Origin of the sequence: Dickeya ananatis, from assembly GCF_019464615.1 — a bacterium.
GTDB lineage: Bacteria > Pseudomonadota > Gammaproteobacteria > Enterobacterales > Enterobacteriaceae > Dickeya > Dickeya oryzae.
On the sequence record NZ_CP040816.1, the window covers coordinates 125,820 to 149,110 of the forward strand.

Annotated in this window: 20 protein-coding genes; 16 read left to right on the top strand and 4 right to left on the bottom strand. The window is 53.4% G+C overall.

Annotated features, from left to right (window positions below; translation table 11 throughout):
- The first annotated feature begins 2 nt into the window (after positions 1-2).
- Positions 3-932, top strand: a complete 930-nt coding sequence (thrB, locus tag FGI04_RS00530; RefSeq protein ID WP_342698564.1) for a homoserine kinase — start codon at positions 3-5, stop codon at positions 930-932.
- 3 nt (positions 933-935) lie between these two features.
- Positions 936-2,225, top strand: a complete 1,290-nt coding sequence (gene thrC, locus FGI04_RS00535; protein ID WP_342698565.1) for a threonine synthase — start codon at positions 936-938, stop codon at positions 2,223-2,225.
- 118 nt (positions 2,226-2,343) lie between these two features.
- On the opposite strand, the gene yaaA is transcribed toward thrC, so the two are convergent.
- Positions 2,344-3,123 carry a peroxide stress protein YaaA gene (gene yaaA / locus FGI04_RS00540; protein ID WP_407337243.1) on the bottom strand — a complete coding sequence of 260 codons (780 nt, stop codon included), beginning with the start codon at positions 3,121-3,123 and terminating at the stop codon, positions 2,344-2,346.
- 302 nt (positions 3,124-3,425) lie between these two features.
- Between yaaA and tal the strand changes: the two genes are divergently transcribed.
- Positions 3,426-4,379, top strand: a complete 954-nt coding sequence (tal, locus tag FGI04_RS00545; protein ID WP_342698567.1) for a transaldolase — start codon at positions 3,426-3,428, stop codon at positions 4,377-4,379.
- 78 nt (positions 4,380-4,457) lie between these two features.
- On the opposite strand, the gene FGI04_RS00550 is transcribed toward tal, so the two are convergent.
- Positions 4,458-5,603: a GGDEF domain-containing protein gene (locus FGI04_RS00550; RefSeq protein ID WP_407337244.1), complete on the bottom strand. Its 1,146-nt coding sequence runs from the start codon at positions 5,601-5,603 to the stop codon at positions 4,458-4,460.
- 402 nt (positions 5,604-6,005) lie between these two features.
- Between FGI04_RS00550 and mog the strand changes: the two genes are divergently transcribed.
- Positions 6,006-6,593, top strand: a complete 588-nt coding sequence (gene mog / locus FGI04_RS00555; protein ID WP_342698569.1) for a molybdopterin adenylyltransferase — start codon at positions 6,006-6,008, stop codon at positions 6,591-6,593.
- A 128-nt stretch (positions 6,594-6,721) separates the two neighbouring features.
- Positions 6,722-8,041 carry an MFS transporter gene (locus FGI04_RS00560; RefSeq protein ID WP_342698570.1) on the top strand — a complete coding sequence of 440 codons (1,320 nt, stop codon included), beginning with the start codon at positions 6,722-6,724 and terminating at the stop codon, positions 8,039-8,041.
- 86 nt (positions 8,042-8,127) lie between these two features.
- On the opposite strand, the gene satP is transcribed toward FGI04_RS00560, so the two are convergent.
- A complete protein-coding gene (gene satP / locus FGI04_RS00565) occupies positions 8,128-8,700 on the bottom strand; it encodes an acetate uptake transporter (RefSeq protein ID WP_342698571.1) in 573 nt (190 codons plus the stop codon).
- Positions 8,701-9,085: 385 nt separating this feature from the next.
- Here satP and dnaK point away from each other — a divergent pair, with 385 nt between their 5' ends.
- The 4 genes from dnaK (at position 9,086) to nhaR (ending at position 14,605) form a co-directional block, all read left to right on the top strand.
- Positions 9,086-10,996 carry a molecular chaperone DnaK gene (dnaK, locus tag FGI04_RS00570; protein WP_012886223.1) on the top strand — a complete coding sequence of 637 codons (1,911 nt, stop codon included), beginning with the start codon at positions 9,086-9,088 and terminating at the stop codon, positions 10,994-10,996.
- A 109-nt stretch (positions 10,997-11,105) separates the two neighbouring features.
- Positions 11,106-12,239, top strand: a complete 1,134-nt coding sequence (dnaJ, locus tag FGI04_RS00575) for a molecular chaperone DnaJ (RefSeq protein ID WP_016940651.1) — start codon at positions 11,106-11,108, stop codon at positions 12,237-12,239.
- A gap of 208 nt (positions 12,240-12,447) precedes the next feature.
- Positions 12,448-13,620 (top strand): Na+/H+ antiporter NhaA, encoded by a 1,173-nt coding sequence (gene nhaA, locus FGI04_RS00580; RefSeq protein ID WP_407337245.1) that lies wholly within the window; start codon positions 12,448-12,450, stop codon positions 13,618-13,620.
- 94 nt (positions 13,621-13,714) lie between these two features.
- Positions 13,715-14,605 carry a transcriptional activator NhaR gene (gene nhaR, locus FGI04_RS00585; protein WP_407274083.1) on the top strand — a complete coding sequence of 297 codons (891 nt, stop codon included), beginning with the start codon at positions 13,715-13,717 and terminating at the stop codon, positions 14,603-14,605.
- 77 nt (positions 14,606-14,682) lie between these two features.
- On the opposite strand, the gene rpsT is transcribed toward nhaR, so the two are convergent.
- A complete protein-coding gene (gene rpsT, locus FGI04_RS00590) occupies positions 14,683-14,946 on the bottom strand; it encodes a 30S ribosomal protein S20 (RefSeq protein ID WP_012768310.1) in 264 nt (87 codons plus the stop codon).
- Between the two features lie 396 nt (positions 14,947-15,342).
- Here rpsT and ribF point away from each other — a divergent pair, with 396 nt between their 5' ends.
- The 7 genes from ribF (at position 15,343) to dapB (ending at position 23,072) form a co-directional block, all read left to right on the top strand.
- Positions 15,343-16,284, top strand: coding sequence for a bifunctional riboflavin kinase/FAD synthetase (ribF, locus tag FGI04_RS00595; RefSeq protein WP_016940648.1), 942 nt, complete (start codon positions 15,343-15,345; stop codon positions 16,282-16,284).
- A gap of 34 nt (positions 16,285-16,318) precedes the next feature.
- Positions 16,319-19,144 carry an isoleucine--tRNA ligase gene (ileS, locus tag FGI04_RS00600; RefSeq protein WP_407340015.1) on the top strand — a complete coding sequence of 942 codons (2,826 nt, stop codon included), beginning with the start codon at positions 16,319-16,321 and terminating at the stop codon, positions 19,142-19,144.
- Positions 19,144-19,650: a signal peptidase II gene (gene lspA / locus FGI04_RS00605; RefSeq protein WP_407337246.1), complete on the top strand. Its 507-nt coding sequence runs from the start codon at positions 19,144-19,146 to the stop codon at positions 19,648-19,650. Before ileS ends, lspA begins: the two co-directional genes overlap by 1 nt.
- Positions 19,651-19,653: 3 nt before the next feature.
- Positions 19,654-20,124, top strand: a complete 471-nt coding sequence (gene fkpB / locus FGI04_RS00610) for an FKBP-type peptidyl-prolyl cis-trans isomerase (protein WP_407337247.1) — start codon at positions 19,654-19,656, stop codon at positions 20,122-20,124.
- Positions 20,105-21,055 carry a 4-hydroxy-3-methylbut-2-enyl diphosphate reductase gene (gene ispH / locus FGI04_RS00615; RefSeq protein ID WP_342698576.1) on the top strand — a complete coding sequence of 317 codons (951 nt, stop codon included), beginning with the start codon at positions 20,105-20,107 and terminating at the stop codon, positions 21,053-21,055. Before fkpB ends, ispH begins: the two co-directional genes overlap by 20 nt.
- 71 nt (positions 21,056-21,126) lie before the next feature.
- Positions 21,127-22,044 (top strand): ribonucleoside hydrolase RihC, encoded by a 918-nt coding sequence (gene rihC / locus FGI04_RS00620; RefSeq protein ID WP_342698577.1) that lies wholly within the window; start codon positions 21,127-21,129, stop codon positions 22,042-22,044.
- 206 nt (positions 22,045-22,250) lie between these two features.
- Entirely contained in the window at positions 22,251-23,072 is an 822-nt protein-coding gene (gene dapB / locus FGI04_RS00625) for a 4-hydroxy-tetrahydrodipicolinate reductase (protein WP_342698578.1), read from the top strand.
- Positions 23,073-23,291 lie beyond the last annotated feature (219 nt).

The following is a 23,291-nucleotide window of genomic DNA, read 5'->3' on the forward strand; positions in this document are numbered from 1 at the left end:
GAATGGTGAAGATTTATGCCCCGGCATCCATTGGGAATGTGAGCGTGGGGTTTGATGTGCTGGGCGCGGCGGTATCACCGGTGGATGGTACCCTGTTGGGCGATTGCGTTAGCGTGCGCGAAGCGGATCTGTTCAGCCTGCACAATGAAGGGCGTTTTGTCAGTAAGCTGCCGGATAACCCGAAAGATAACATCGTTTACCAGTGCTGGGAGCGGTTCTGTCAGGAGATTGGCAAGACCGTGCCGGTTGCCATGACGCTGGAAAAAAACATGCCGATTGGATCGGGTTTAGGCTCCAGCGCCTGTTCGGTGGTCGCCGGATTGATGGCGATGAACGAATTCTGTGGTAAGCCGTTGGATGATACCCGATTGCTGGCGCTGATGGGTGAGCTGGAAGGCCGTATTTCCGGCAGCGTACATTACGACAATGTTGCGCCGTGCTTTCTGGGCGGCGTGCAACTGATGATAGAAGAGCAGGGCATCATCAGCCAGCCGGTACCGGGATTCGACGACTGGTTATGGGTGATGGCTTATCCGGGCATCAAGGTGTCCACGGCTGAAGCACGGGCAATCTTACCCGCGCAGTATCGCCGTCAGGATTGTATTAGCCACGGTCGCTATCTGGCGGGCTTCATTCACGCCTGCCATACCGGTCAGGCGGAACTGGCGGCTACACTGATGAAAGACGTGATCGCCGAGCCATATCGTACGCGCCTGCTGCCGGGGTTCGCCGAGGCACGTCAGGCTGCCAACAAATTAGGGGCGCTGGCCTGTGGCATTTCCGGTTCCGGGCCGACGCTGTTTTCCGTGTGCAACGATATGGACGTTGCACAGCGCCTGGCAAACTGGCTGCGGGAAAACTATCTGCAGAACGACGAAGGTTTTGTTCATATTTGCCGTCTGGATACCGCAGGCGCGCGACAATTGGGATAACGCATGAAACTGTACAATCTGAAAGATCACAATGAACAGGTGAATTTCGCCGAGGCGATCCGTAAAGGACTGGGAAGCAATCAGGGCCTGTTTTTCCCGTTGGAGCTGCCTGAATTCGACCGCACTACCGTTGATGAACTGCTGGAGCAGGATTTTGTCACCCGCAGTAGCCGTATCCTGTCGGCGTTCATTGGTGATGAAATGTCCGATGAAACCGTCTACCAGCGTGTGAAAGCGGCGTTCCGCTTCCCTGCACCGGTCGTGCCGGTGAGTGAGGATATTGCCGCGCTGGAGCTGTTCCACGGCCCGACGCTGGCGTTCAAAGACTTCGGCGGCCGTCTGATGGCGCAGATGCTGGCGGAAGTCGCGGGCGATCAACCGATCACGATTCTGACCGCGACGTCTGGTGATACCGGCGCGGCGGTTGCTCACGCGTTTTACGGCCTGAAAAATGTGCGGGTGGTGATTCTGTACCCGAACGGCAAGATCAGTCCGTTGCAGGAAAAACTGTTCTGTACCCTGGGTGGCAACATCCACACTATCGCTATCGACAGCGATTTCGATGCCTGTCAGGCGCTGGTGAAGCAGGCGTTTGATGATGAAGAGCTCAAGCGTGCTATCGGGCTGAACTCTGCCAACTCTATCAACATCAGTCGTCTGCTGGCGCAGATCAGTTACTATTTTGAAGCGGTGGCGCAGTTGCCGCAGGAAGCGCGCAACCAACTGGTGGTATCGGTGCCAAGTGGTAACTTCGGCGACCTGACCGCCGGTCTGCTGGCGAAATCGCTGGGCCTGCCGGTGAAACGTTTTATCGCCGCGACCAATGCTAACGATACCGTGCCACGCTTTTTGCAAAGTGGTGCCTGGCAGCCAAACCCGACAGTGGCGACGCTTTCCAACGCGATGGATGTGAGCCAGCCGAACAACTGGCCGCGCGTGGAGGAATTGTTCCGCCGTAAAAACTGGCAGCTGAAGGGTCTGGCGTTCGGCGCGGTGAGTGACGAAACCACCAAAGCGACCATGCTGGAACTGGAAGCGCTGGGTTATACCTCAGAGCCGCATGCGGCGATCGCTTACCGTTTGTTGCGTGATCAACTGCAACCGGGTGAATACGGCCTGTTCCTGGGTACTGCCCATCCGGCGAAGTTTAAAGAGAGTGTGGAAGCGATTCTGGGTAAAGCTTTGCCGTTACCGCAGGCGTTGGCCGATCGTGCAGATCTGGCATTGCTGTCGCACCACTTCGCCCCGGATTTTGCGCTGCTGCGTAAATTCCTGATGGAGCTGCCGCACTAATCTGCTCTGAGTCGTGGGGCAGACTGGCCTCACGGCGACCTTGCCAAACGACCGGAAAATGGGGAACCACCTTCCGGTCGTTTTTGTTTAAAGCACGCTAAACGTTGTGCTCATGTTTTCAGGCATCGCGCTCGCGGCGTCGGAAGACGAGTTCGTCCGCCGAGGAGTCGGCAGGGTCGAAGTAATAGCCATCGCTGTTAAAATCTTTTAGCTGTTCCGGTTGTGTCAGGCGGTTTTGAATGATGAAGCGGCTCATCAGGCCGCGAGCTTTTTTGGCATAAAAACTGATCACCTTGAACTTGCCGTTCTTTTCATCCAAAAAGACGGGTTTTATCAACCGTGCCTTGAGTCTGGCGGGCTTGACGGATTTGAAGTACTCGTCTGAGGCCAGATTGATCAGGATATCGTCGTTTTGTTCGGACAGGGCCTGATTAAGCGTTTCGGTAATGGTATCACCCCAAAACTGATACAGGTCGTTGCCGGTGTCGTTTTTCAGCCGAATGCCCATTTCCAGACGATAAGGCCGCATCAGGTCCAACGGACGCAATACGCCATACAAGCCGGACAGTATGCGCAAATGCTGCTGAGCAAAATCAAAATCTGCCTCGCTGAAATCTTCCGCGGCCAGACCGGTATAGACATCACCTTTGAAGGCCAACAGCGCCTGACGTGCGTTATCCAGCGAAAATTCCGGGCTCCATTCCTGAAAACGGGCGGCATTCAGGTCCGCCAGTTTGTCGCTGATGCTCATCAGCGAGGCGATATCCGCTGGGGTCAATTGCTTGCAATGCTGTATCAGTTGCTGGGAGTACGCCAGCAGCGCAGGTTGCGTATAGCGTTGAGTCGGCAGCGGGCTGGTGTAATCCAGCGTTTTAGCAGGTGAAAGGGTGATGAGCATAAGCATATCCCATTGGTGTATTAACTGGCCTTACTGTAGCAAAAGTCAGTAAAAAAAGGGCGATAGCTGCGACAGGCATGATAAATCGGTGTTATGTGGCGTAGCGCGCGATTTTTGGTTAAAAACAGGAATAAATAAAAATAGATGTTGGTTATTTCTTTGATTTTTAATCTTAATTTTCCAATTTTTCTTTTGGCTGGTTTTTTGCTGGTCCGCTTGCGCGGTCTTCGGCGCGTGTTATTATCAGGCTCTGGCGACAGTTCCTGCCACCAGTTCATGCACAAACAATGAGAAAGGCCAACATGACGGATAAACTGACTTCCCTACGCCAATTCACCACCGTAGTGGCAGATACCGGCGATATCGCGGCAATGAAGCTTTACCAGCCGCAGGACGCCACTACCAACCCTTCCCTGATTTTAAATGCTGCGCAAATTCCAGAATACCGTGCGCTGATTGATGACGCCGTAGTCTGGGCACGCGCACAGAGCAGCAAACGCGAGCAGCAGCTTGTTGATGCGACTGACAAACTGGCCGTCAATATCGGTCTGGAAATTCTTAAGCTGATTCCGGGCCGTATCTCTACCGAAGTTGACGCCCGTCTTTCCTACGATACTGAAGCCAGCGTTGCCAAGGCAAAACGTCTGATCAAACTCTATAACGACGCTGGTATCAGCAACGACCGTATTCTGATCAAACTGGCTTCCACCTGGCAGGGTATCCGCGCTGCTGAGCAGTTGGAAAAAGAAGGCATCAACTGCAACCTGACCCTGCTGTTCTCGTTTGCCCAGGCCCGTGCCTGCGCAGAAGCTGGTGTGTTCCTGATTTCTCCGTTCGTAGGGCGCATTCTGGACTGGTATAAAGCCAACAGCGACAAGAAAGAGTTTGCTGCGCACGAAGACCCGGGTGTTATCTCCGTGACCGATATCTATGAGTACTATAAGTCGCATGGTTATGAAACCGTGGTCATGGGTGCCAGCTTCCGTAATGCGGGCGAGATTCTGGAACTGGCGGGTTGCGATCGTCTGACGATTGCTCCGGCACTGCTCAAAGAACTGGCGGAAAGCCAGGGTGAGGTGGTGCGTAAGCTGTCTTATCAGGGCGAAGTGAAAGCACGTCCGGCTAAGCTGACTGAGTCTGAGTTTTACTGGCAGCACAATCAGGATCCGATGGCGGTGGATAAACTGGCCGACGGTATCCGTAAGTTTGCGGTCGACCAGGAAAAACTGGAAAAAATGATCGCCGACCTGCTGTAAGACGTTATCTGTTATAAAGACTTGCTTGCAGTAAGGTTTACACTGGTAGGGTTGATACCGAGTGTCTGTCGAAAACGGTCAGCTGGCGCTGGCCGTTGTTGTTTCTGTCATGTCCTGTTGGGCCGATGCGGGCAACGTGGCGATAGTACAGTTCCGTGATCGTTTTGCCTGATAGAGATTAACGTCGGCACGGCGGATAATTTCATCCAGCCTCTCATTGGGCAGTTCAGCGGCTACCAATCCAATACTGACGGTAATTCCCGGTGCTACCGAGGTGGTGTTGTACCCGAATTCATGGATCCCTTCTCTGACCCGTTCTGCCACACGCATAGCATTTTCCAGTGTGATGCCGGGGAGTACGACGGCAAATTCATCGCCACCCAGGCGACAAATGATGTCACGGTTACGAAACGAGTGCCGAATAATGTCGGCAATGGTTTTGAGCGTTTTATCGCCAGCGGCATGCCCCCATGTGTCGTTCACCTGCTTGAAGTGGTCGATATCAATCAGCATCGCGCAGAGCGGCTTATCCTCCTGGTAGGCGACTTTTAATGCACGGTTGGCCAACTGGTAAAAGGCGTCCCGGCGCAAAACACCGGTCAGATCGTCGTAACGAGCGGTGGCAGGCAGTTCTATCAGGTACTTCTTCGCAAACAGCGACAACAGGCTACCCATAATGGCAATCAGCAGGCTGATGCAAACCAGTGTGACGACTTCTGCAGAAGAGGTAAGAATGTTGATAAATCCGGGCACATTACTCAAGGTGGTGATGCGCACGCGCGCGCCGATCAGCTTGTCGGTGGGCGAGAGGATGGGCATCACGGTAATAAACTGATCTTTTTCCGGCGAATTACCGGCTGAGGCCAGCATATTCTGGCAGACCCGGATAATCGCCATATCATTAAGCGGCAGGTTGAGTTCCGACAGGCGGTTGATGCATTCGTGGCTGGTGTCGTGGGTGTTGAACGCCATAATGCGCACCCGGGAGAACATGGAATTGCCGACTTTGTAGAACTGATCACTTTCAGTGACGTCGCCGCCCATGTTATTGGCGTCGTACAAGCGAATGATATTATCGAAACTGCGTTTTTCTTCCTGCCAGTCTTTTTGACGGGAATTCAGCAACAACAGGCTGGTCAGCGCAACGGAGAACAAGCCGAACAAAACAAAAGCGGAAAATGGATTGGCAAACAATCTTACCAGGTGACTTTTAATAACATTCATTCACTTTTCCTGAACTGCACGGTGGTACGCTATTGTCCGGCCCTGATGTTACTTGCAAAATCAGCCTCGTTGAGGCGCTACGTTGGTTTCCGGAGCCCGGAATCAGTGTAGCCGTTATTCACGTGATGATTTACGCGTACTCTCCCTGTGCAATCTGACTGCGATAATCATGCGAGCTGGGGTAGACTCTTAATTATTATTATTGGTCAAAAATATTAATCGATAGTTGAGGATTAACTCGTTGAATCGTTAGATCTTGTGCATGGTCATGGCGCGGTTGTTGATGACATCGCGCAGATCTCAAGCATTGTCTCATTAGTGAGCAGATTTTTGAATGGGTTTAATGCATTGGATGATTAATCTGGCTGATAGAACTAATTTTTGGATAAACAAGAGGTGTTTATGAACAGTCTATGTGTTGGTTTGGTATCCATTTCTGATCGCGCGTCCAGCGGGGTTTATCAGGATGAAGGCATTCCGGCTCTGCAGGCATGGCTGAGCGAAGCACTGAGCACCCCTTTTGATGTGCAAACCCGCCTGGTGCCGGATGAACAACCGCTAATCGAGCAAACACTGTGTGAGCTGGTGGACGAATGTGGTTGTCATCTGGTGCTGACGACGGGCGGTACCGGGCCGGCACGCCGTGATGTCACGCCTGACGCCACGCTGGCGGTTGCCGATCGGGAAATGCCGGGGTTCGGTGAACAGATGCGCCAGATTAGCCTGCGTTTTGTGCCTACCGCGATTTTGTCACGTCAGGTTGGTGTCATTCGCAAGCAGGCATTGATTCTCAATTTACCGGGGCAGCCGAAATCTATTCGTGAAACCTTGTCTGGCCTGAAGGATTCAGCGGGACAGGTTATCGTGCCAGGTATTTTTGCCAGTGTCCCCTACTGCATCCAACTGCTGGAGGGACCTTATATCGAAACCAATCCTGACGTGGTAGTCGCTTTTCGCCCTAAGAGCGCGATACGCGATATAAAAAGCTGAAGTTGACGTATTGAATAAATAATTGCCGCTCGATACTGGTGTGTCAAAAATTTGCCGCTATAGTAATTTTTTATTTACACGATAATATAAAATTATTTTCTTATCGTACTGGTATTGCGCGGTGATTTATGGCTAGTGAGCAGCATCGTCGATTGAATCGACACGATTATCAAACCCTTTCGTTGGCGGCATTGGGCGGCGCGCTGGAGTTTTACGACTTCATCATCTTCGTCTTTTTCGCCGCTGTTATTGGTGATCTGTTTTTCCCGTCTGATATTCCCGAATGGTTACGGCAGGTGCAGACCTTCGGTATCTTTGCTGCTGGCTATCTGGCGCGCCCGTTAGGCGGCATCGTGATGGCGCATTTTGGCGATCGTGTCGGTCGCAAGAAAATGTTCAGCCTGAGTATCCTGCTGATGGCATTGCCTACGTTGGGTATGGGGATGCTGCCAACGTACGCCTCCATCGGTATTGCGGCTCCGCTACTGTTATTGTTGATGCGGGTGCTGCAAGGGGCAGCGATTGGCGGTGAAGTGCCGGGCGCGTGGGTGTTTGTGGCGGAACATGTTCCTCGTTCCCGTATCGGTATTGCCTGCGGTACGCTGACTGCTGGACTGACGCTCGGCATTCTGTTTGGTTCGATGGTCGCCACCTTGCTCAATACCTTACTGCAGCCTGGGCAGATTGTTGCTGGTGGTTGGCGTATCCCGTTCTTTATCGGTGGTATTTTTGGGTTGATTGCCTTGTACTTGCGCCGCTGGTTACAAGAAACGCCGATTTTCCGCGAGATGCAGGCACATAAGGCGCTGGCGGATGAGCTGCCGCTCAAAACTGTCGTCTTTCGCCATAAGAAGGCGATAGTGGTCAGTATGTTGCTAACCTGGCTGTTATCAGCGGGCATTGTGGTGGTGATACTGATGGCGCCGGTGTATTTGCAGAAATTGCACGGTATTCCGGCAGCGTTAACATTGCAGGCCAATAGTCTGGCTACCATCATGCTGATGGTGGGGTGCATTATTGCCGGACTGGCATCGGACAGGATTGGCGTCGGCCGTACCTTTATTATCGGTAGCCTGCTGTTTGCCGTATGCAGTTGGTTCTTTTATTCCCACGCGGCCATGAGCCATGGTGTGTTGTTCATCAGCTATGCGCTGGCGGGATTGAGCGTGGGCGTCGTGGGCGCAGTGCCGTACGTGATGGTGCGCGCATTCCCGGCTGCGGTACGCTTTTCTGGCATTTCTTTTTCCTACAACGTGGCGTACGCCATTTTTGGCGGCATGACACCTATTTTTGTCACGTTGTTGATGAAATGGACGCCGCTGGCTCCGGCTTTTTATGTGCTGGCGTTGTGTGCTCTGGGGTTGATACTGGGGGTTTATCTCCAGAGCCAAACCCATCGTGAAGTGGAATCGAAAGCCGAGCAGGTGACGTCGCCTGCCAGCGTATAATCGCAGTGAGTAAAAAAGTGAACGAAAAAAAAGAGGCGCAATATGCGCCTCTTTTTTTGCCTGATAGTGAGCGTCACGCGGCTCTATCAGTGTGCGCCACGAGCGCCAATCGGCAGTACGGTACGGCCATACTGCTCGTTGAGCACTTCGGCCATCGCCAGATAGATGGCGCTGGCACCACAGATAATGCCTTCGTAACCGGCGAAGGTCAGCAGTGCGTGGTTGCCGGTGATATTACCAATCGCCAGCAGGGCGAACAGTACTGTCAGGCTGGCGAACACGAATTGCAGCGCGCGGTTGGCACCCAGTGTGCCGAAGAACATAAACAGGGTGAAGATGCCCCACAGTGCCAGGAATACGCCCAGGAACTGTGCATCGGCTGCGTCCGCCAGGCCCATTTTTGGCAGCATGATGATAGCAACCAGCGTCAACCAGAATGCGCCGTAGGAGGTAAAGGCAGTGACGCCAAAGGTGTTGCCTTTTTTATATTCCAGCAGGCCAGCCAGGATCTGGGCGATACCGCCGTAGAAGATGCCCATGCTCAGAATAATAGAAGTCAGTGGGAAAAAGCCTGCGTTGTGCAGGTTTAACAAAATGGTGGTCATCCCGAAGCCCATCAGTCCCAATGGGCCTGGATTCGCCAACGTTTTCTCGTGCATACATCCTCAGCAATAACAAAATGGTCAATGTGGTGTTGTGTCTCAAAGTTTGCCCGGCGGGCACGCCTTCGAGATGAACGGCGTGCCGCCGTTACCCGCTGTCAGGCCGGGTTAATCCCTTTTCTGCGGCGAGCGCGGCATCATAGCGGGCGGGAATAGGCGATACAACCAGATAGGTTGCGAATAATTTGATCAAAAACGGGGAAGATGCAGTTTTTTTTGGTGACTCCCCCTTGATGCCGGAATTGTCGTCCCCATCTTAGAGTCATCGAAGCGGTTTGACTGAAAAGATAATGACGATTTTGGGGTGTTGAAAAGTAGCATTTCGCCCGCATAGTAGGTTAAACCACCACACCGAATATGACTTTTAAGTGGAGATGTTTAGATGGGTAAGATTATTGGTATCGACTTGGGTACAACCAACTCTTGTGTAGCGATTATGGACGGTACGCAGGTCAAAGTACTGGAAAACAGCGAAGGTGATCGCACCACGCCTTCCATTATTGCTTATACGCAAGATGGTGAAACTCTGGTTGGCCAACCGGCTAAACGTCAGGCGGTGACTAACCCGAAAAATACGCTGTTTGCTATCAAACGTTTGATTGGTCGTCGTTTCCAGGATGAAGAAGTTCAGCGCGACACCAACATCATGCCGTACAGAATTATTCCGGCTGACAACGGCGACGCGTGGGTAGAAGTTAAAGATCAGAAACTGGCTCCGCCGCAGATTTCCGCTGAAGTGCTGAAAAAAATGAAAAAGACGGCGGAAGATTATCTGGGTGAAACCATTACCGAAGCCGTCATTACCGTTCCGGCTTATTTTAACGATGCTCAGCGTCAGGCGACCAAAGACGCCGGCCGTATCGCGGGCCTCGAAGTAAAACGTATCATCAACGAACCGACCGCCGCTGCGCTGGCATACGGTCTGGATAAAGGTGTTGGCAACCGCACTATCGCCGTGTATGACCTGGGTGGTGGTACGTTCGATATCTCCATCATCGAAATCGATGACGTGGACGGCGAAAAAACCTTTGAAGTACTGGCGACTAATGGTGATACCCACCTGGGTGGCGAAGACTTCGATAGCCGTATGATCAACTATCTGGTTGACGAGTTCAAAAAAGAGCAGGGCTTTGACCTGCGTAACGACCCGCTGGCGATGCAGCGTCTGAAAGAGGCGGCAGAAAAAGCGAAGATTGAGCTGTCTTCTGCTCAGCAGACTGACGTTAACCTGCCGTACATCACGGCGGACGCAACCGGTCCGAAACACCTGAATATCAAGGTGACTCGCGCCAAACTGGAATCACTGGTTGAAGACTTGGTAACCCGTTCACTGGAACCGCTGAAAGTGGCGTTGCAGGATGCTGGCCTGTCCGTATCCGAAATCCACGACGTGATCCTGGTCGGTGGTCAGACACGTATGCCGCTGGTACAGAAGAAAGTGGCCGATTTCTTCGGGAAAGAGCCGCGTAAAGACGTTAACCCGGATGAAGCCGTGGCGATCGGTGCTGCGGTGCAGGGTGGCGTGCTGGCCGGTGACGTAAAAGACGTACTGCTGCTGGACGTGACTCCGCTGTCTCTGGGTATCGAGACCATGGGCGGCGTGATGACCCCGCTGATTACCAAGAACACCACGATCCCGACCAAGCACAGTCAGGTGTTCTCAACGGCGGAAGACAACCAGTCTGCGGTGACTATCCATGTACTGCAGGGTGAGCGTAAGCGCGCTCACGATAACAAGTCGCTGGGCCAGTTCAACCTGGACGGTATCCAGCCTGCACCGCGCGGTATGCCGCAAATTGAAGTGACGTTCGACATCGACGCCGACGGTATCCTGCATGTATCGGCTAAAGACAAGAACAGTGGCCGTGAGCAGAACATCACCATCAAAGCCTCTTCGGGCCTGAATGAGGATGAAATTCAGAAGATGGTACGTGACGCTGAAGCTAACGCCGAAGCGGACCGTAAGTTTGAAGAACTGGTACAGGCGCGTAACCAGGGTGACCACCTGCTGCACAGCACCCGTAAGCAACTGGAAGAAACCGGTGACAAACTGGCTGCCGCTGACAAGACCGCTATTGAAGAAGCACTGAAAGCGCTGGAAACTGCGCTGAAAGGTGAAGATAAAGCGGATATCGACGCGAAAATCCAGAAACTGGCCGAAGCATCGACCAAACTGCTGGAAGCCGCTCAGCAGCAACAGGCTCAGGCCGGTGCGGCGGGCGCTGACAATGCCGCCCGTCAGGATGATGATGTGGTTGACGCCGAGTTCGAAGAAGTCAAAGACAAGAAATAATCGCCCTTAAGCGGGCGCAGTAGCGGTAGCTCATACTGTTGCTGGCAACCAGCACGGGCGTCGGGGAAACTCTGCGCCCGTGCACGCATGTTGAGGGCAGGAAAAAAGAATGGCGAAGCAAGACTACTACGAAATTCTGGGTGTTGCGAAAGGCGCGGATGAACGCGACATCAAAAAGGCTTATAAACGGCTGGCGATGAAATATCATCCGGACCGCAATCCGGGTGATAAAGAGGCTGAAGCCAAGTTCAAGGAAGTCAAAGAAGCCTATGAGATTTTGACCGATGCTCAGAAACGCGCCGCCTACGATCAGTATGGACATGCCGCGTTTGAGCAAGGTGGCATGGGTGGTGGCGGTGCCGGTGGTTTCGGCGGCGCTGATTTCGGCGACATTTTTGGTGATGTATTCGGCGATATCTTTGGCGGCGGACGCCGTCAGCGTGCAAGTCGCGGCTCTGATTTACGTTACACCATGGAACTGACACTGGAAGAAGCGGTACGCGGCGTCACAAAAGAGATCCGTATCCCGACGCTGCAGGAGTGTGATGTGTGCCATGGCAGCGGCGCCAAACCGGGTAGCAATGCGGTCACGTGCCCGACGTGCCACGGCAACGGACAGGTGCAAATGCGTCAGGGTTTCTTTACGGTGCAGCAGACGTGTCCGCACTGTCATGGGCGCGGGAAAATCATCAAAGACCCTTGCACGAAGTGCCACGGCCATGGCCGCGTTGAGAAGAGCAAAACGCTATCAGTCAAGATCCCGGCAGGGGTCGATACTGGCGACCGCATCCGCCTGGCAGGTGAAGGGGAAGCGGGAGAATTTGGCGCGCCAGCAGGCGATTTGTATGTTCAGGTGCAAGTACGTGAACACCCGATCTTCCAGCGCGAAGACAATAACCTCTATTGCGAAGTACCGATTAACTTCGCGATGGCGGCGCTGGGCGGGGAAATCGAAGTGCCGACGCTCGATGGCCGGGTGATGCTGAAAGTACCCGCGGAAACGCAAACCGGTAAACTGTTCCGTATGCGCGGTAAAGGCGTGAAATCGGTTCGTGGTGGCGTTCAGGGCGACCTGCTGTGCCGGGTGGTGGTGGAAACCCCGGTCAACTTGAGCGATCGTCAAAAACAACTGTTGCAGGAATTGCAGGAAAGTTTCGGTGGGCCGACTGGCGAAAGCAACAGCCCACGTTCCAAAAGTTTCTTCGACGGTGTGAAAAAATTCTTTGATGATCTGACTCGCTAAGTCGATTCTCCGTCCGTCTTAATAAAAGCCAGCCAGGGTAACCCGGCTGGCTTTTTTACAGACATTGTCTTTACAGATATTGTCTGACTATTCGGTTTAATCGAGTAATAATCCAGTTTAAAACTGCTTTTAACGATGAGTGCTGTGGCTTAACCTTGCATCTCATTATCGGGCCGTGATGCCCGTCGATGGGGTAAGGGAGACAAAAATGATAAAGCTATTTCGCTATTTGACCGGCCTGGAAGCGGCTGCCGGTATGATTTTGATTATCGCAACGCTGCTGGCGTTACTGGTTGCTAATATCCCCGCCACACTGTCGTGGTATCACTCCTTTCTGGAGATACCGGTTGTACTGGGGATTGGTGCACTGGATATCAACAAACCGCTGCTGTTGTGGATCAATGACGGTTTGATGGCGCTGTTTTTCCTGCAGGTAGGGCTGGAGGTGAAGCGTGAATTGGTCGTCGGTGCGCTGGCGAGTCGACGTCAGGCCATACTGCCGGTGGTGGCAGCGTTTGGCGGGATGCTGGTGCCCGCGCTGTTTTTCCTGCTGTTCAACGCCACTGAAGTAGAAACCCGCTCCGGTTGGGCGATTCCTACGGCGACGGATATCGCTTTTGCGGTCGGCATTCTGGTGCTGTTGGGTAAACGAGTGCCGACCGGGTTAAAAGTGTTTCTGCTGGCGTTGGCGATCATTGATGATCTGGGGGCTATCGTCATCATTGCCTTGTTCTATACACAGCAATTGCATTGGCTGGCGCTGTCAGGCGCACTGGCGGCGATCGCGGTACTGGCGTACATGAATCACCAGCAGGTGATGAAAACCTCAGCGTATCTGTTGGTTGGCATTGTGCTGTGGGTGTGTATTCTGAAATCTGGCGTGCATGCTACGCTTGCCGGGGTGATTGTGGGGTTCTTTATTCCCCTGCGCGTTCCGGCGGGTCATCCTTCGCCTGCCAGTACACTGGAGCACGGGCTGGCGAGTTGGATAGCCTTTTTGGTGATCCCACTGTTTGCTTTCGCTAATGCCGGTATTTCGTTGCAGGGTGTTGAGTTCCGGCACTTGCTGTCGCCATTAACGTTGGGTATCGCCAGCGGATTACTGGTGGGCAAGCCGATTGGTGTGTCGTTATTTAGCTGGCTGGTGATCCGCCTTGGGCTTGGCCGGTTACCGGCTGGCGTGGATTTTCGTCAGGTAATGGCGGTATCGGTGTTGTGCGGTATTGGGTTTACCATGTCTATCTTCATTACGCTGCTGGCGTTTGGTGATGTGTCGGCACAGGATATCCTGTATGCCAAGCTGGCCATTTTGCTGACATCACTGACCACGGCGGTGTTGGGCTACTTGACGTTGCGTGCGGTGTTGCCTGCGGCACGCTGAACGGTGCATACATGAACTATGTATGAATGAGCTATGCATACATGAATGATGCTCGCATAAACCATGCGGAACATGAATGAAGGGACGCGGGCCTATGTCGCATATTAACTTCAATCATCTCTACTATTTCTGGCAAGTGTGTAAGACCGGTTCGGTGGCCGCCGCCGCCGAACGGCTATTTTTGACGCCACAAACGATTACCGGGCAAATAAAACTGCTGGAAGAGCGGCTACAGGGAAAGTTGTTCAAGCGTAAAGGCCGTGGGCTGGAACCAACAGAGCTGGGGCAACTGGTATTTCGCTATGCGGACAAGATGTTTGCCTTGAGTCAGGAGATGCTGGATATCGTGAATTACCGCAAGGAGTCCAGCCTGCTGTTTGATGTCGGTGTGGCGGATGCCTTGTCTAAACGACTGGTAAGCCGGGTGTTGGAAACGGTGGTGAATGAAAAAATGCCGATTCACCTGCGCTGCTTCGAATCCACCCATGAGCTGCTGATTGAACAGTTAAGCCAGCACAAGCTGGATATGATTTTGTCTGATTGCCCGGTAGATTCCGGCCAGCAGGCCGGGCTATTTTCCCGCAAACTGGGTGAGTGCGGGGTAAGCTTTTACAGCCGCCGTCCGGGGCCGGATGTGCCTTTCCCCGCTTGCCTGTCGCAAAGTAAGCTATTAATTCCTGCCCGCCGTACCATGTTGGGGCGCAAGCTGCTCAATTGGTTTAGTGAGCAGAATCTGTTAGTGGATATCATGGGCGAGTTCGATGATGCGGCATTGATGACCGCTTTCGGAATGAGTCACGATGCGATTTTTGTCGCGCCATCGCTGCATGCCGATGAAATGGTGGCACAAGGCGAGATTGTAGAGATTGGCCGCATCGACAATATTCAGGATGAGTATTACGTTATTTTTGCCGAGCGCATGATTCAACACCCGGCGGTGCAACGCGTCTGCAACGAAGATTTCTCTTCCCTGTTTTGTGAATAACGGTGTTCTTGCTGTTTGGCAGGCACAAAAAAACCGGCCTGAGCCGGTTTCTTTAGCGATTCATCACGTAAACGTGATTACTGCATCGCGTTGATCTGCGCAGTCAGATTGGATTTATGACGAGCAGCTTTGTTTTTGTGGATCAGACCTTTGCTGGCCTGACGGTCCACGATCGGTTGCATGTCATTAAATGCTTTCTGCGCAGCTTCTTTATCGCCAGTGGCGATGGCCGCATACACTTTCTTGATGAAAGTACGCATCATGGAGCGACGGCTTGCATTGTGCTTGCGGCGCTTCTCAGACTGTACGGCGCGTTTCTTAGCTGATTTGATATTAGCCAAGGTCCAACTCCCAAATATATTCTATCGAGGACAATTCAAAGGCCGAGGAATATGCCCTTTTAGCCTTCTTTTGTCAATGGATTTGTGCAAATAAGCGCCGTTTGTACGCCAGCGCTTGTTACGTTGTGATGGCGCGGGATTTTAGCAGCTTAAGCGTCGGGAATACAGCCTTTCGCGTCATAAATTCGCCCTTTGCCGCCTTTGTCGCGTCAAGCGTTTGATTACGGGTTAAAAGCCGTGCGCCCGTCGATGCGCCTGCTAGCGGCCAGGTGAAAAATTCTCATCGAGGCGGGAAGGCGAAATACGCTGACATGGCAACAAAAGGCATGAATCGCGGGTTAACCTTGTTCGCTGTACAAGGTATAATCCGCCGATTTCCACTGTTTTGAGCCAGTTATGCAGCTAATACGCGGTATACACAATCTTCAGGCCTGCCACTACGGCTGTGTGCTAACTATTGGTAACTTTGACGGTGTCCACCGTGGGCATCAGGCATTGCTTGAGCGCCTGAAGCAGGAAGGTCAGGCCCGTGGGTTACCGGTCATGGTGATGATTTTCGAGCCCCAGCCGCTGGAACTGTTTGCCGCAGAGAAAGCACCAGCACGGTTGACCCGGCTGCGCGATAAGGTGAAGTATCTGGCGCAGGCCGGTGTGGATTATCTGTTGTGCGTGACCTTTGACGCCCACTTTGCCGCGAACCATGCCAGTACCTTTATTTCCAGCCTGTTGGTGGAAAAGCTGGGGGTGAAATTTCTGGTGGTGGGGGATGACTTCCGCTTCGGGGCTGGCCGCGAAGGGGATTTCCTGTTATTACAGAAAGCGGGCGTCGAACAGAATTTCGACGTGATCAGTACGCAGACCTTTTGCAGCAGTGGCAAACGGGTGAGCAGCACCGCCGTACGTGAAGCGTTGGCGCAGGACAACCTGACGCTGGCGCAGGAACTGTTAGGGCACCCGTTCAGTATCTCTGGTCGGGTGGTGCACGGCAACGAGCTGGGGCGCACTATCGGTTTTCCAACGGCCAACCTGCCTTTGAAACGTCAGGTTTCTCCGGTAAGCGGTGTCTATGCAGTCCAGGTGTACGGACTGGGTGATGCGCCGTTGCCCGGTGTTGCCAATATCGGTACCCGTCCGACCATAACGGGCGATAAACGCCAGCAACTGGAAGTGCATTTGTTGGATGTCACACTGGATCTGTATGGACGACATATAGATGTGGTGATGTGTAAAAAATTACGTAGTGAGCAGCGGTTTGCTTCGCTGGATGCGCTGAAGCAGCAAATCGCCAACGATGTGGTGGCCGCCCGTGAGTTCTTCGGGTTGAAGGCACCGGTTTAATTTTTCTCTAGCCGAAAACGAAATCGAGAAGCGAATGAGTGACTATAAAACTACCCTGAATTTGCCGGAAACAGGGTTCCCGATGCGTGGCGATTTAGCCAAGCGCGAACCTGACATGCTGAAACGTTGGTATGAGCAGGATTTGTACGGGATTATTCGTGGCGCCAAGAAGGGTAAAAAAACCTTTATCCTTCATGACGGCCCGCCGTATGCGAACGGCAACATTCATATTGGTCACTCGGTTAACAAGATTCTCAAAGACATTATTATCAAGGCCAAAGGTTTATCCGGTTATGACTCGCCGTATGTGCCGGGCTGGGACTGCCACGGTCTGCCAATCGAACTGAAAGTAGAACAACTGGTGGGCAAACCGGGTGAGAAAGTCAGCGCCGCACAGTTCCGTGAAGAGTGCCGGAAATACGCGGCCGAGCAGGTAGCCGGGCAGAAAAAAGATTTCATCCGTCTGGGTGTGCTGGGTGACTGGGATCGCCCCTACCTGACAATGGATTTTAAAACCGAAGCCAATATTATTCGCGCACTGGGTCGTATCATCGAAAACGGCCACCTGCACAAGGGTGCCAAGCCGGTGCACTGGTGTGCCGACTGCGGTTCCGCGTTGGCGGAAGCGGAAGTGGAGTATTACGACAAAACCTCCCCGGCGATTGATGTCGCGTTCAACGCGGTTGACCGTGCTGCCGTACTGGCGAAGTTCGGGCTGGCGGCCGATGCGGTCAACGGCGATGTCGCACTGGTCATCTGGACAACGACGCCCTGGACGTTGCCGGCTAACCGTGCGATTGCCCTGAATGCAGACATTGATTATGTGCTGGTTCAGGTTGCCGACAAGGCTATCATCGTGGCGCAAGGGTTGGCCGACGCGGTGACTAAACGCGTTGCTGGCAGTGATACCAGCAGCTGTTTGGGCCGCGCCGTCAAGGGCAGCGAGCTGGAATTGCTGCGTTTCCGTCACCCGTTCCTGGATTTCGATGTCCCGGCTATTTTAGGCGATCACGTCACACTGGATGCCGGTACCGGTGCGGTACACACCGCCGGTGGTCATGGTCCGGACGACTATGTCATCAGCCAGAAATACCAGTTGGAAATCGCTAACCCTGTCGGGCCCAACGGTTGCTACCTGCCGGGTACCTTCCCGGGGCTGGATGGTCTGTTTGTGTTTAAAGCCAACGACAAGATCGTGGAATTGCTGCGTGAGTGCGGCGCGTTGTTGCACCATGAAAAGCTGCAACACAGCTACCCGTGCTGCTGGCGTCACAAGTCGCCGATCCTGTTCCGTGCTACGCCGCAGTGGTTCGTGAGCATGGATCAGAATGGCTTGCGCCAACAGTCTCTGTCCGAAATCAAAGGCGTGCAGTGGATCCCGGATTGGGGTCAGGCGCGCATTGAGTCGATGGTTGCGAACCGTCCTGACTGGTGTATTTCCCGCCAGCGTACCTGGGGCGTGCCGATGTCGTTGTTCGTGCATAAAGAAACGCAGGAACTGCATCCTCGTACCGCAGAGCTGATTGAGGCGGTGGCCAAGCGTGTTGAACAGGATGGCATTCAGGCATGGTGGGATCTTAACCCGGCAGACCTGATGGGCGCGGAAGCGGCCGATTATGAAAAAGTACCGGATACGCTGGATGTGTGGTTCGACTCCGGGTCAACGCATGCTTCTGTGGTGGATGTTCGCCCGGAATTTGGCGGCCACGCAGCGGATATGTATCTGGAAGGTTCTGACCAGCATCGTGGCTGGTTCATGTCTTCTCTGATGATTTCTACCGCGATTAAAGGCAAAGCGCCGTACCGTCAGGTGCTGACCCACGGTTTCACCGTGGACGGTCAGGGTCGCAAGATGTCGAAATCCATCGGCAACACCGTCAGCCCGCAGGATGTGATGGATAAATTGGGGGCGGATATTCTGCGTTTGTGGATCGGCTCTACCGACTACTCCGGCGAGATTGCGGTATCTGATGAAATCCTCAAACGTTCTGCCGATGCATACCGTCGTATCCGTAACACCGCACGTTTCCTGCTGGCTAACCTGAATGGTTTCGATCCGGCGCTGCACAGCGTGAAGCCGGAAGACATGGTGGTGCTGGATCGTTGGGCGGTAGGTTGTGCCAAAGCGGCGCAGGATGAGATTGTCGAGGCTTACGAGAGCTACGATTTCCACCGTGTGGTGCAGCGTCTGATGCAGTTCTGTTCTATTGAGATGGGGTCGTTCTATCTCGATATCATCAAGGACCGTCAGTACACCGCGAAACACGACAGCGTGGCGCGTCGTAGCTGTCAGACTGCACTGTTCCATATCGCCGAAGCGTTGGTTCGTTGGATGGCCCCGATTATGTCGTTTACCGCCGATGAAATCTGGGGATATCTGCCGGGTAAACGTGCGCAGTTTGTCTTTACCGAAGAGTGGTATGACGGTTTATTTGGGCTGGCCGACAGCGAGCCGATGAACGATGCTTTCTGGACTGACATGCTGAATGTGCGCAGTGAAGTCAACAAGGTGATCGAGCAGGCGCGTAACGACAAACGCATTGGCGGTTCACTGGAAGCTGCCGTGACGTTGTATGCGGATGAGCGGTTATTTGCACAGCTCAACAGCCTGCAAGGTGAGTTGCACTTTGCCTTGTTAACCTCCAAAGCGCGGTTGGAACGTGATGAGAATGCACCGGCTGACGCGCAGCAAAGTGAATTACCGGGACTGAAAGTTGTCCTTACTAAAGCCGATGGGGAGAAATGCCCGCGTTGTTGGCACTATGAAACGGATATCGGCAGTGATGCCGCTCATCCGGATGTCTGCGGTCGCTGTGCGACCAATGTTGGCGGTAATGGCGAAGAGCGTAAGTTTGTCTGATGAGTAAATCTACTGGAGCAACGGGTCTGTGCTGGCTGTGGCTGGCTGCACTGGTACTGGTGGTCGATCTCGGCAGCAAGCAGTGGGTGATGACCCACTTCCAACTGGGCGAGTCGGTACCGCTGGTGCCGTTCTTCAATTTTACCTACGCCCATAACTATGGTGCGGCGTTTAGCTTTCTGGCAGACAAAGGCGGTTGGCAACGCTGGCTGTTTGCGGTGATAGCACTGGTCATTATTGTGGCGTTGCTGGCGATGATGCATCGCTCCAGCGCCAGCCAGAAGCTGAACAACATCGCTTATGCGATGATCATTGGTGGCGCTATTGGCAATCTGGCCGATCGGTTGGTTCATGGTTATGTGATCGATTTTCTGGATTTTTACGTCAATAGCTGGCATTACCCGACGTTTAATCTGGCGGATAGCGCCATTGTCGTGGGGGCGTTGCTGATTGTGCTGGAGGGGTTTTTGGCTTCTCCGCAAAAAAAGCAGGCGGAAGGTAAATAACGCATGACGGAATTCGTGACAAACGGCAGCGAAGTGCTGGTGCATTTTACGCTGATGCTGGAAGACGGTTCCGTGGCGGAAGCTACCCGTGATGGTGGCAAACCGGCGATGTTTCGGCTGGGGGACGGCAGTCTGTCGGCGGCGCTGGAGGCTCAATTGCTGGGTTTGCAGGTCGGCGATAAGCGTACATTCAGCCTGCCGCCGGAGTCCACTTTTGGTCCGTCGAATCCCGACTTGATCCAATTCTTCCTGCGCCGTGATTTTGCGCAGACCGGGGTGCCTGAAGTGGGCACCATCATGCTGTTTAGCGGTATGGCTGGCAATGACATGCCAGGTATTATCCGCGAGGTGGCAGAAGAGTCAGTAACGGTGGACTTCAACCATCCATTGGCCGGGCATACCATCACGTTTGACGTAGAAGTACTGGAGATTCATCCCCTTCCGGAGGCAACGCATGAAAATCCTGCTGGCTAATCCCCGTGGATTCTGCGCTGGTGTCGATCGCGCAATCAGTATTGTCGAGCGGGCGCTGGAAGTGTACGGCGCACCGATTTACGTCCGTCATGAAGTGGTACATAACCGCTATGTGGTGGATGGGTTACGCGATCGCGGCGCTGTGTTTATCGAACAAATCGAAGACGTGCCGGATGGCGCGATTCTGATCTTCTCCGCGCACGGTGTATCGCAGGCGGTGAGAGCGGAAGCCAAAAGCCGTGAATTGACCGTTTTTGATGCGACCTGTCCGCTGGTGACAAAAGTGCATATGGAAGTGGCGCGTGCCAGCCGTAAGGGGACGGAAGCTATCCTGATAGGCCACGCCGGGCACCCGGAAGTGGAAGGCACGATGGGTCAGTACAACAACCCGGCTGGGGGCATGTACCTGGTGGAAGGGCCGGAGGATGTCTGGTCGCTACAGGTAAAGGATGAAACCAATCTCTGTTTCATGACCCAGACGACCTTGTCGGTGGATGATACCTCAGCGGTTATCGATGCGCTGCGGGCACGTTTCCCGCAGATTATCGGGCCGCGCAAAGATGATATCTGTTACGCCACCACCAACCGTCAGGAAGCGGTACGTAACCTGGCGGCACAAGCAAATGTGGTGCTGGTGGTCGGTTCGAAAAACTCCTCTAATTCCAATCGTCTGGCTGAGTTGTCACAGCGTGTGAGTAAACCGTCTTACCTGATTGATTCTGCGGATGATATTCAGGAAGAGTGGCTAAAGGGTGTTGCTTGTGTGGGGGTGACCGCCGGGGCTTCTGCGCCGGACGTGCTGGTTCAGCAAGTCATTAAACGCCTGCAAAGCATGGGGGGGGAAGTGGCCATGGAGATGGAAGGTCGCGCAGAGAACATCGTGTTTGAAGTGCCGAAAGAATTGCGTATGGACGTTCGTGAAGTGGAGTAAGTCCTTCGCCTTATCAGTAAAAATGATGCCAGACGATGAGAATCGCCTGGCATTTTTTTGGGAGAACGCGCATGAACCGAATCCCCATTATTCTGGATACTGACCCAGGCATCGACGATGCTGTTGCTATCGCGGCGGCGTTGTTTGCCCCTGAACTGGATCTGAAGCTCATTACGACAGTAGCAGGCAATGTGGATGTGGAAAAAACCACGCGCAATGCGCTGCAACTCCTGCATTTTTGGGACGCAGCCGTGCCGGTGGCTCAAGGGGCGGCGACACCGTTGGTACGTCCGTTGCGTGACGCTGCCTATGTTCATGGTGAGTCTGGCATGGAAGGCTATGACTTTGTGGCGCATGAACGCACTGTGCTGGAAACGTCTGCCGTTCAGGCCATGTATGACTGTCTTAACCGTAGCCCTGAGCCTGTCACGCTTGTGACCATCGGGCCACTGACCAATGTCGCCTTACTGCTGACGCTTTACCCGCAGTGTAAAAAACAGATTAAACGTCTGGTGATGATGGGGGGATCGTCAGGGCGTGGCAATTTCACGCCGAATGCGGAATTTAATATGGCTATCGACCCGGAGGCGGCTGCGCGTGTCTTCGACTGTGGTATCGATATCGTGATGTGTGGGCTGGATGTGACCAATGAGGCGGTGCTGGCGCCGGATTATCTGGCGACACTGCCGGGCCTTAACCGCACCGGTGCCATGTTGCATGCGCTGTTCAGCCATTATCGCAGCGGCAGTATGGCGACCGGTTTGCGTATGCACGACCTGTGCGCTATTGCTTATCTGGTGAAACCCAGTTTGTTTACCCTGCAACACTGTTTTGTCGCGGTGGAAACGCAGGGAGAATATACCGCGGGTACCACAGTGGTGGATCTCCAGCATCGGTTACATCGCCCGGCTAATGCACAGGTGGCACTAGCGTTGGACGTTACGGGGTTTCGCGCCTGGGTGGCGCAGGTGGTGGCTTTAGCGCCTTAATGTTTTGGTTAAGCCATGCATGCCTGGTCAGGGATTATGATCACGGCCTGGCTCATAACGATCGCTTGCTAAACAATAGCTTTTACTGATATCCCCGCGGGTTTGTCATAAATTTCTAATTACGGGGGTTTTCGGCTGGCAGCGCCCGGCTGGGCTGGTTAACCTGAGAACCTTTTCTCACTCATCAACAAATAAAGAGTACGAATATGCGTGATGCACAAATCCGCGTCGCCATCGCAGGAGCGGGTGGCCGCATGGGGCGGCAGTTGATTCAGGCTGCGTTACAGATGGAAGGCGTTGTACTGGGTGCGGCGCTGGAACGTGAAGGTTCATCTTTGCTGGGTAGTGACGCGGGAGAGTTGGCCGGGGCAGGGAAAACGGATGTCACCGTACAGAGCAGTCTTGAGGCGGTGGTGAACGATTTCGACGTGTTTATCGATTTTACCCGTCCGGAAGGTACGCTCAATCACCTCGCGTTTTGTCGCCAGCACGGCAAAGGGATGGTGATCGGCACCACCGGTTTTGACGATGCCGGTAAAGCAGCGATTCAGCAGGCTGCCGCCGACATTGGGATTGTGTTTGCCGCTAACTTTAGTGTTGGCGTGAATGTGTTGCTCAAGCTGCTGGAAAAAGCGGCCAAAGTCATGGGTGACTACACGGACATTGAGATCATTGAAGCGCACCACCGCCATAAAGTGGACGCCCCATCAGGCACGGCATTGGCGATGGGCGAAGCGATCGCCGGGGCGTTGGGCCGTGACCTGAAAGAGTGTGCGGTTTATGCACGTGAAGGGTATACCGGTGAGCGTGAGCCAAAAAGCATCGGTTTTGCCACCATTCGGGCCGGAGATATCGTGGGAGAGCACACCGCGATGTTTGCAGACATCGGCGAACGCATCGAGATAACACACAAGGCTTCCAGCCGTATGACATTCGCAAATGGCGCAGTCAGGTCCGCATTGTGGGTAAGCTCTCGTAACCATGGTCTTTTTGATATGAAAGATGTGCTGGGGCTTGATGATTTGTAAGGTGTGGATGTCTGATTTTTTCTTAATGCATTGATTTTAATGGCGCTAAAAATAGCGCCATTGCTTTATGTGATAAATGATGGTTTGGTTGGTATATTGTCCTGTATTTGATGTTTTTCATTATTATCTGTCTTTTTGTCCGTCGTCTGTTGGCTATTTATGATTCAGTGTACCGATTTTGGTGTGATTTTAATCATTATTTCATTCATCGGTGCTGGC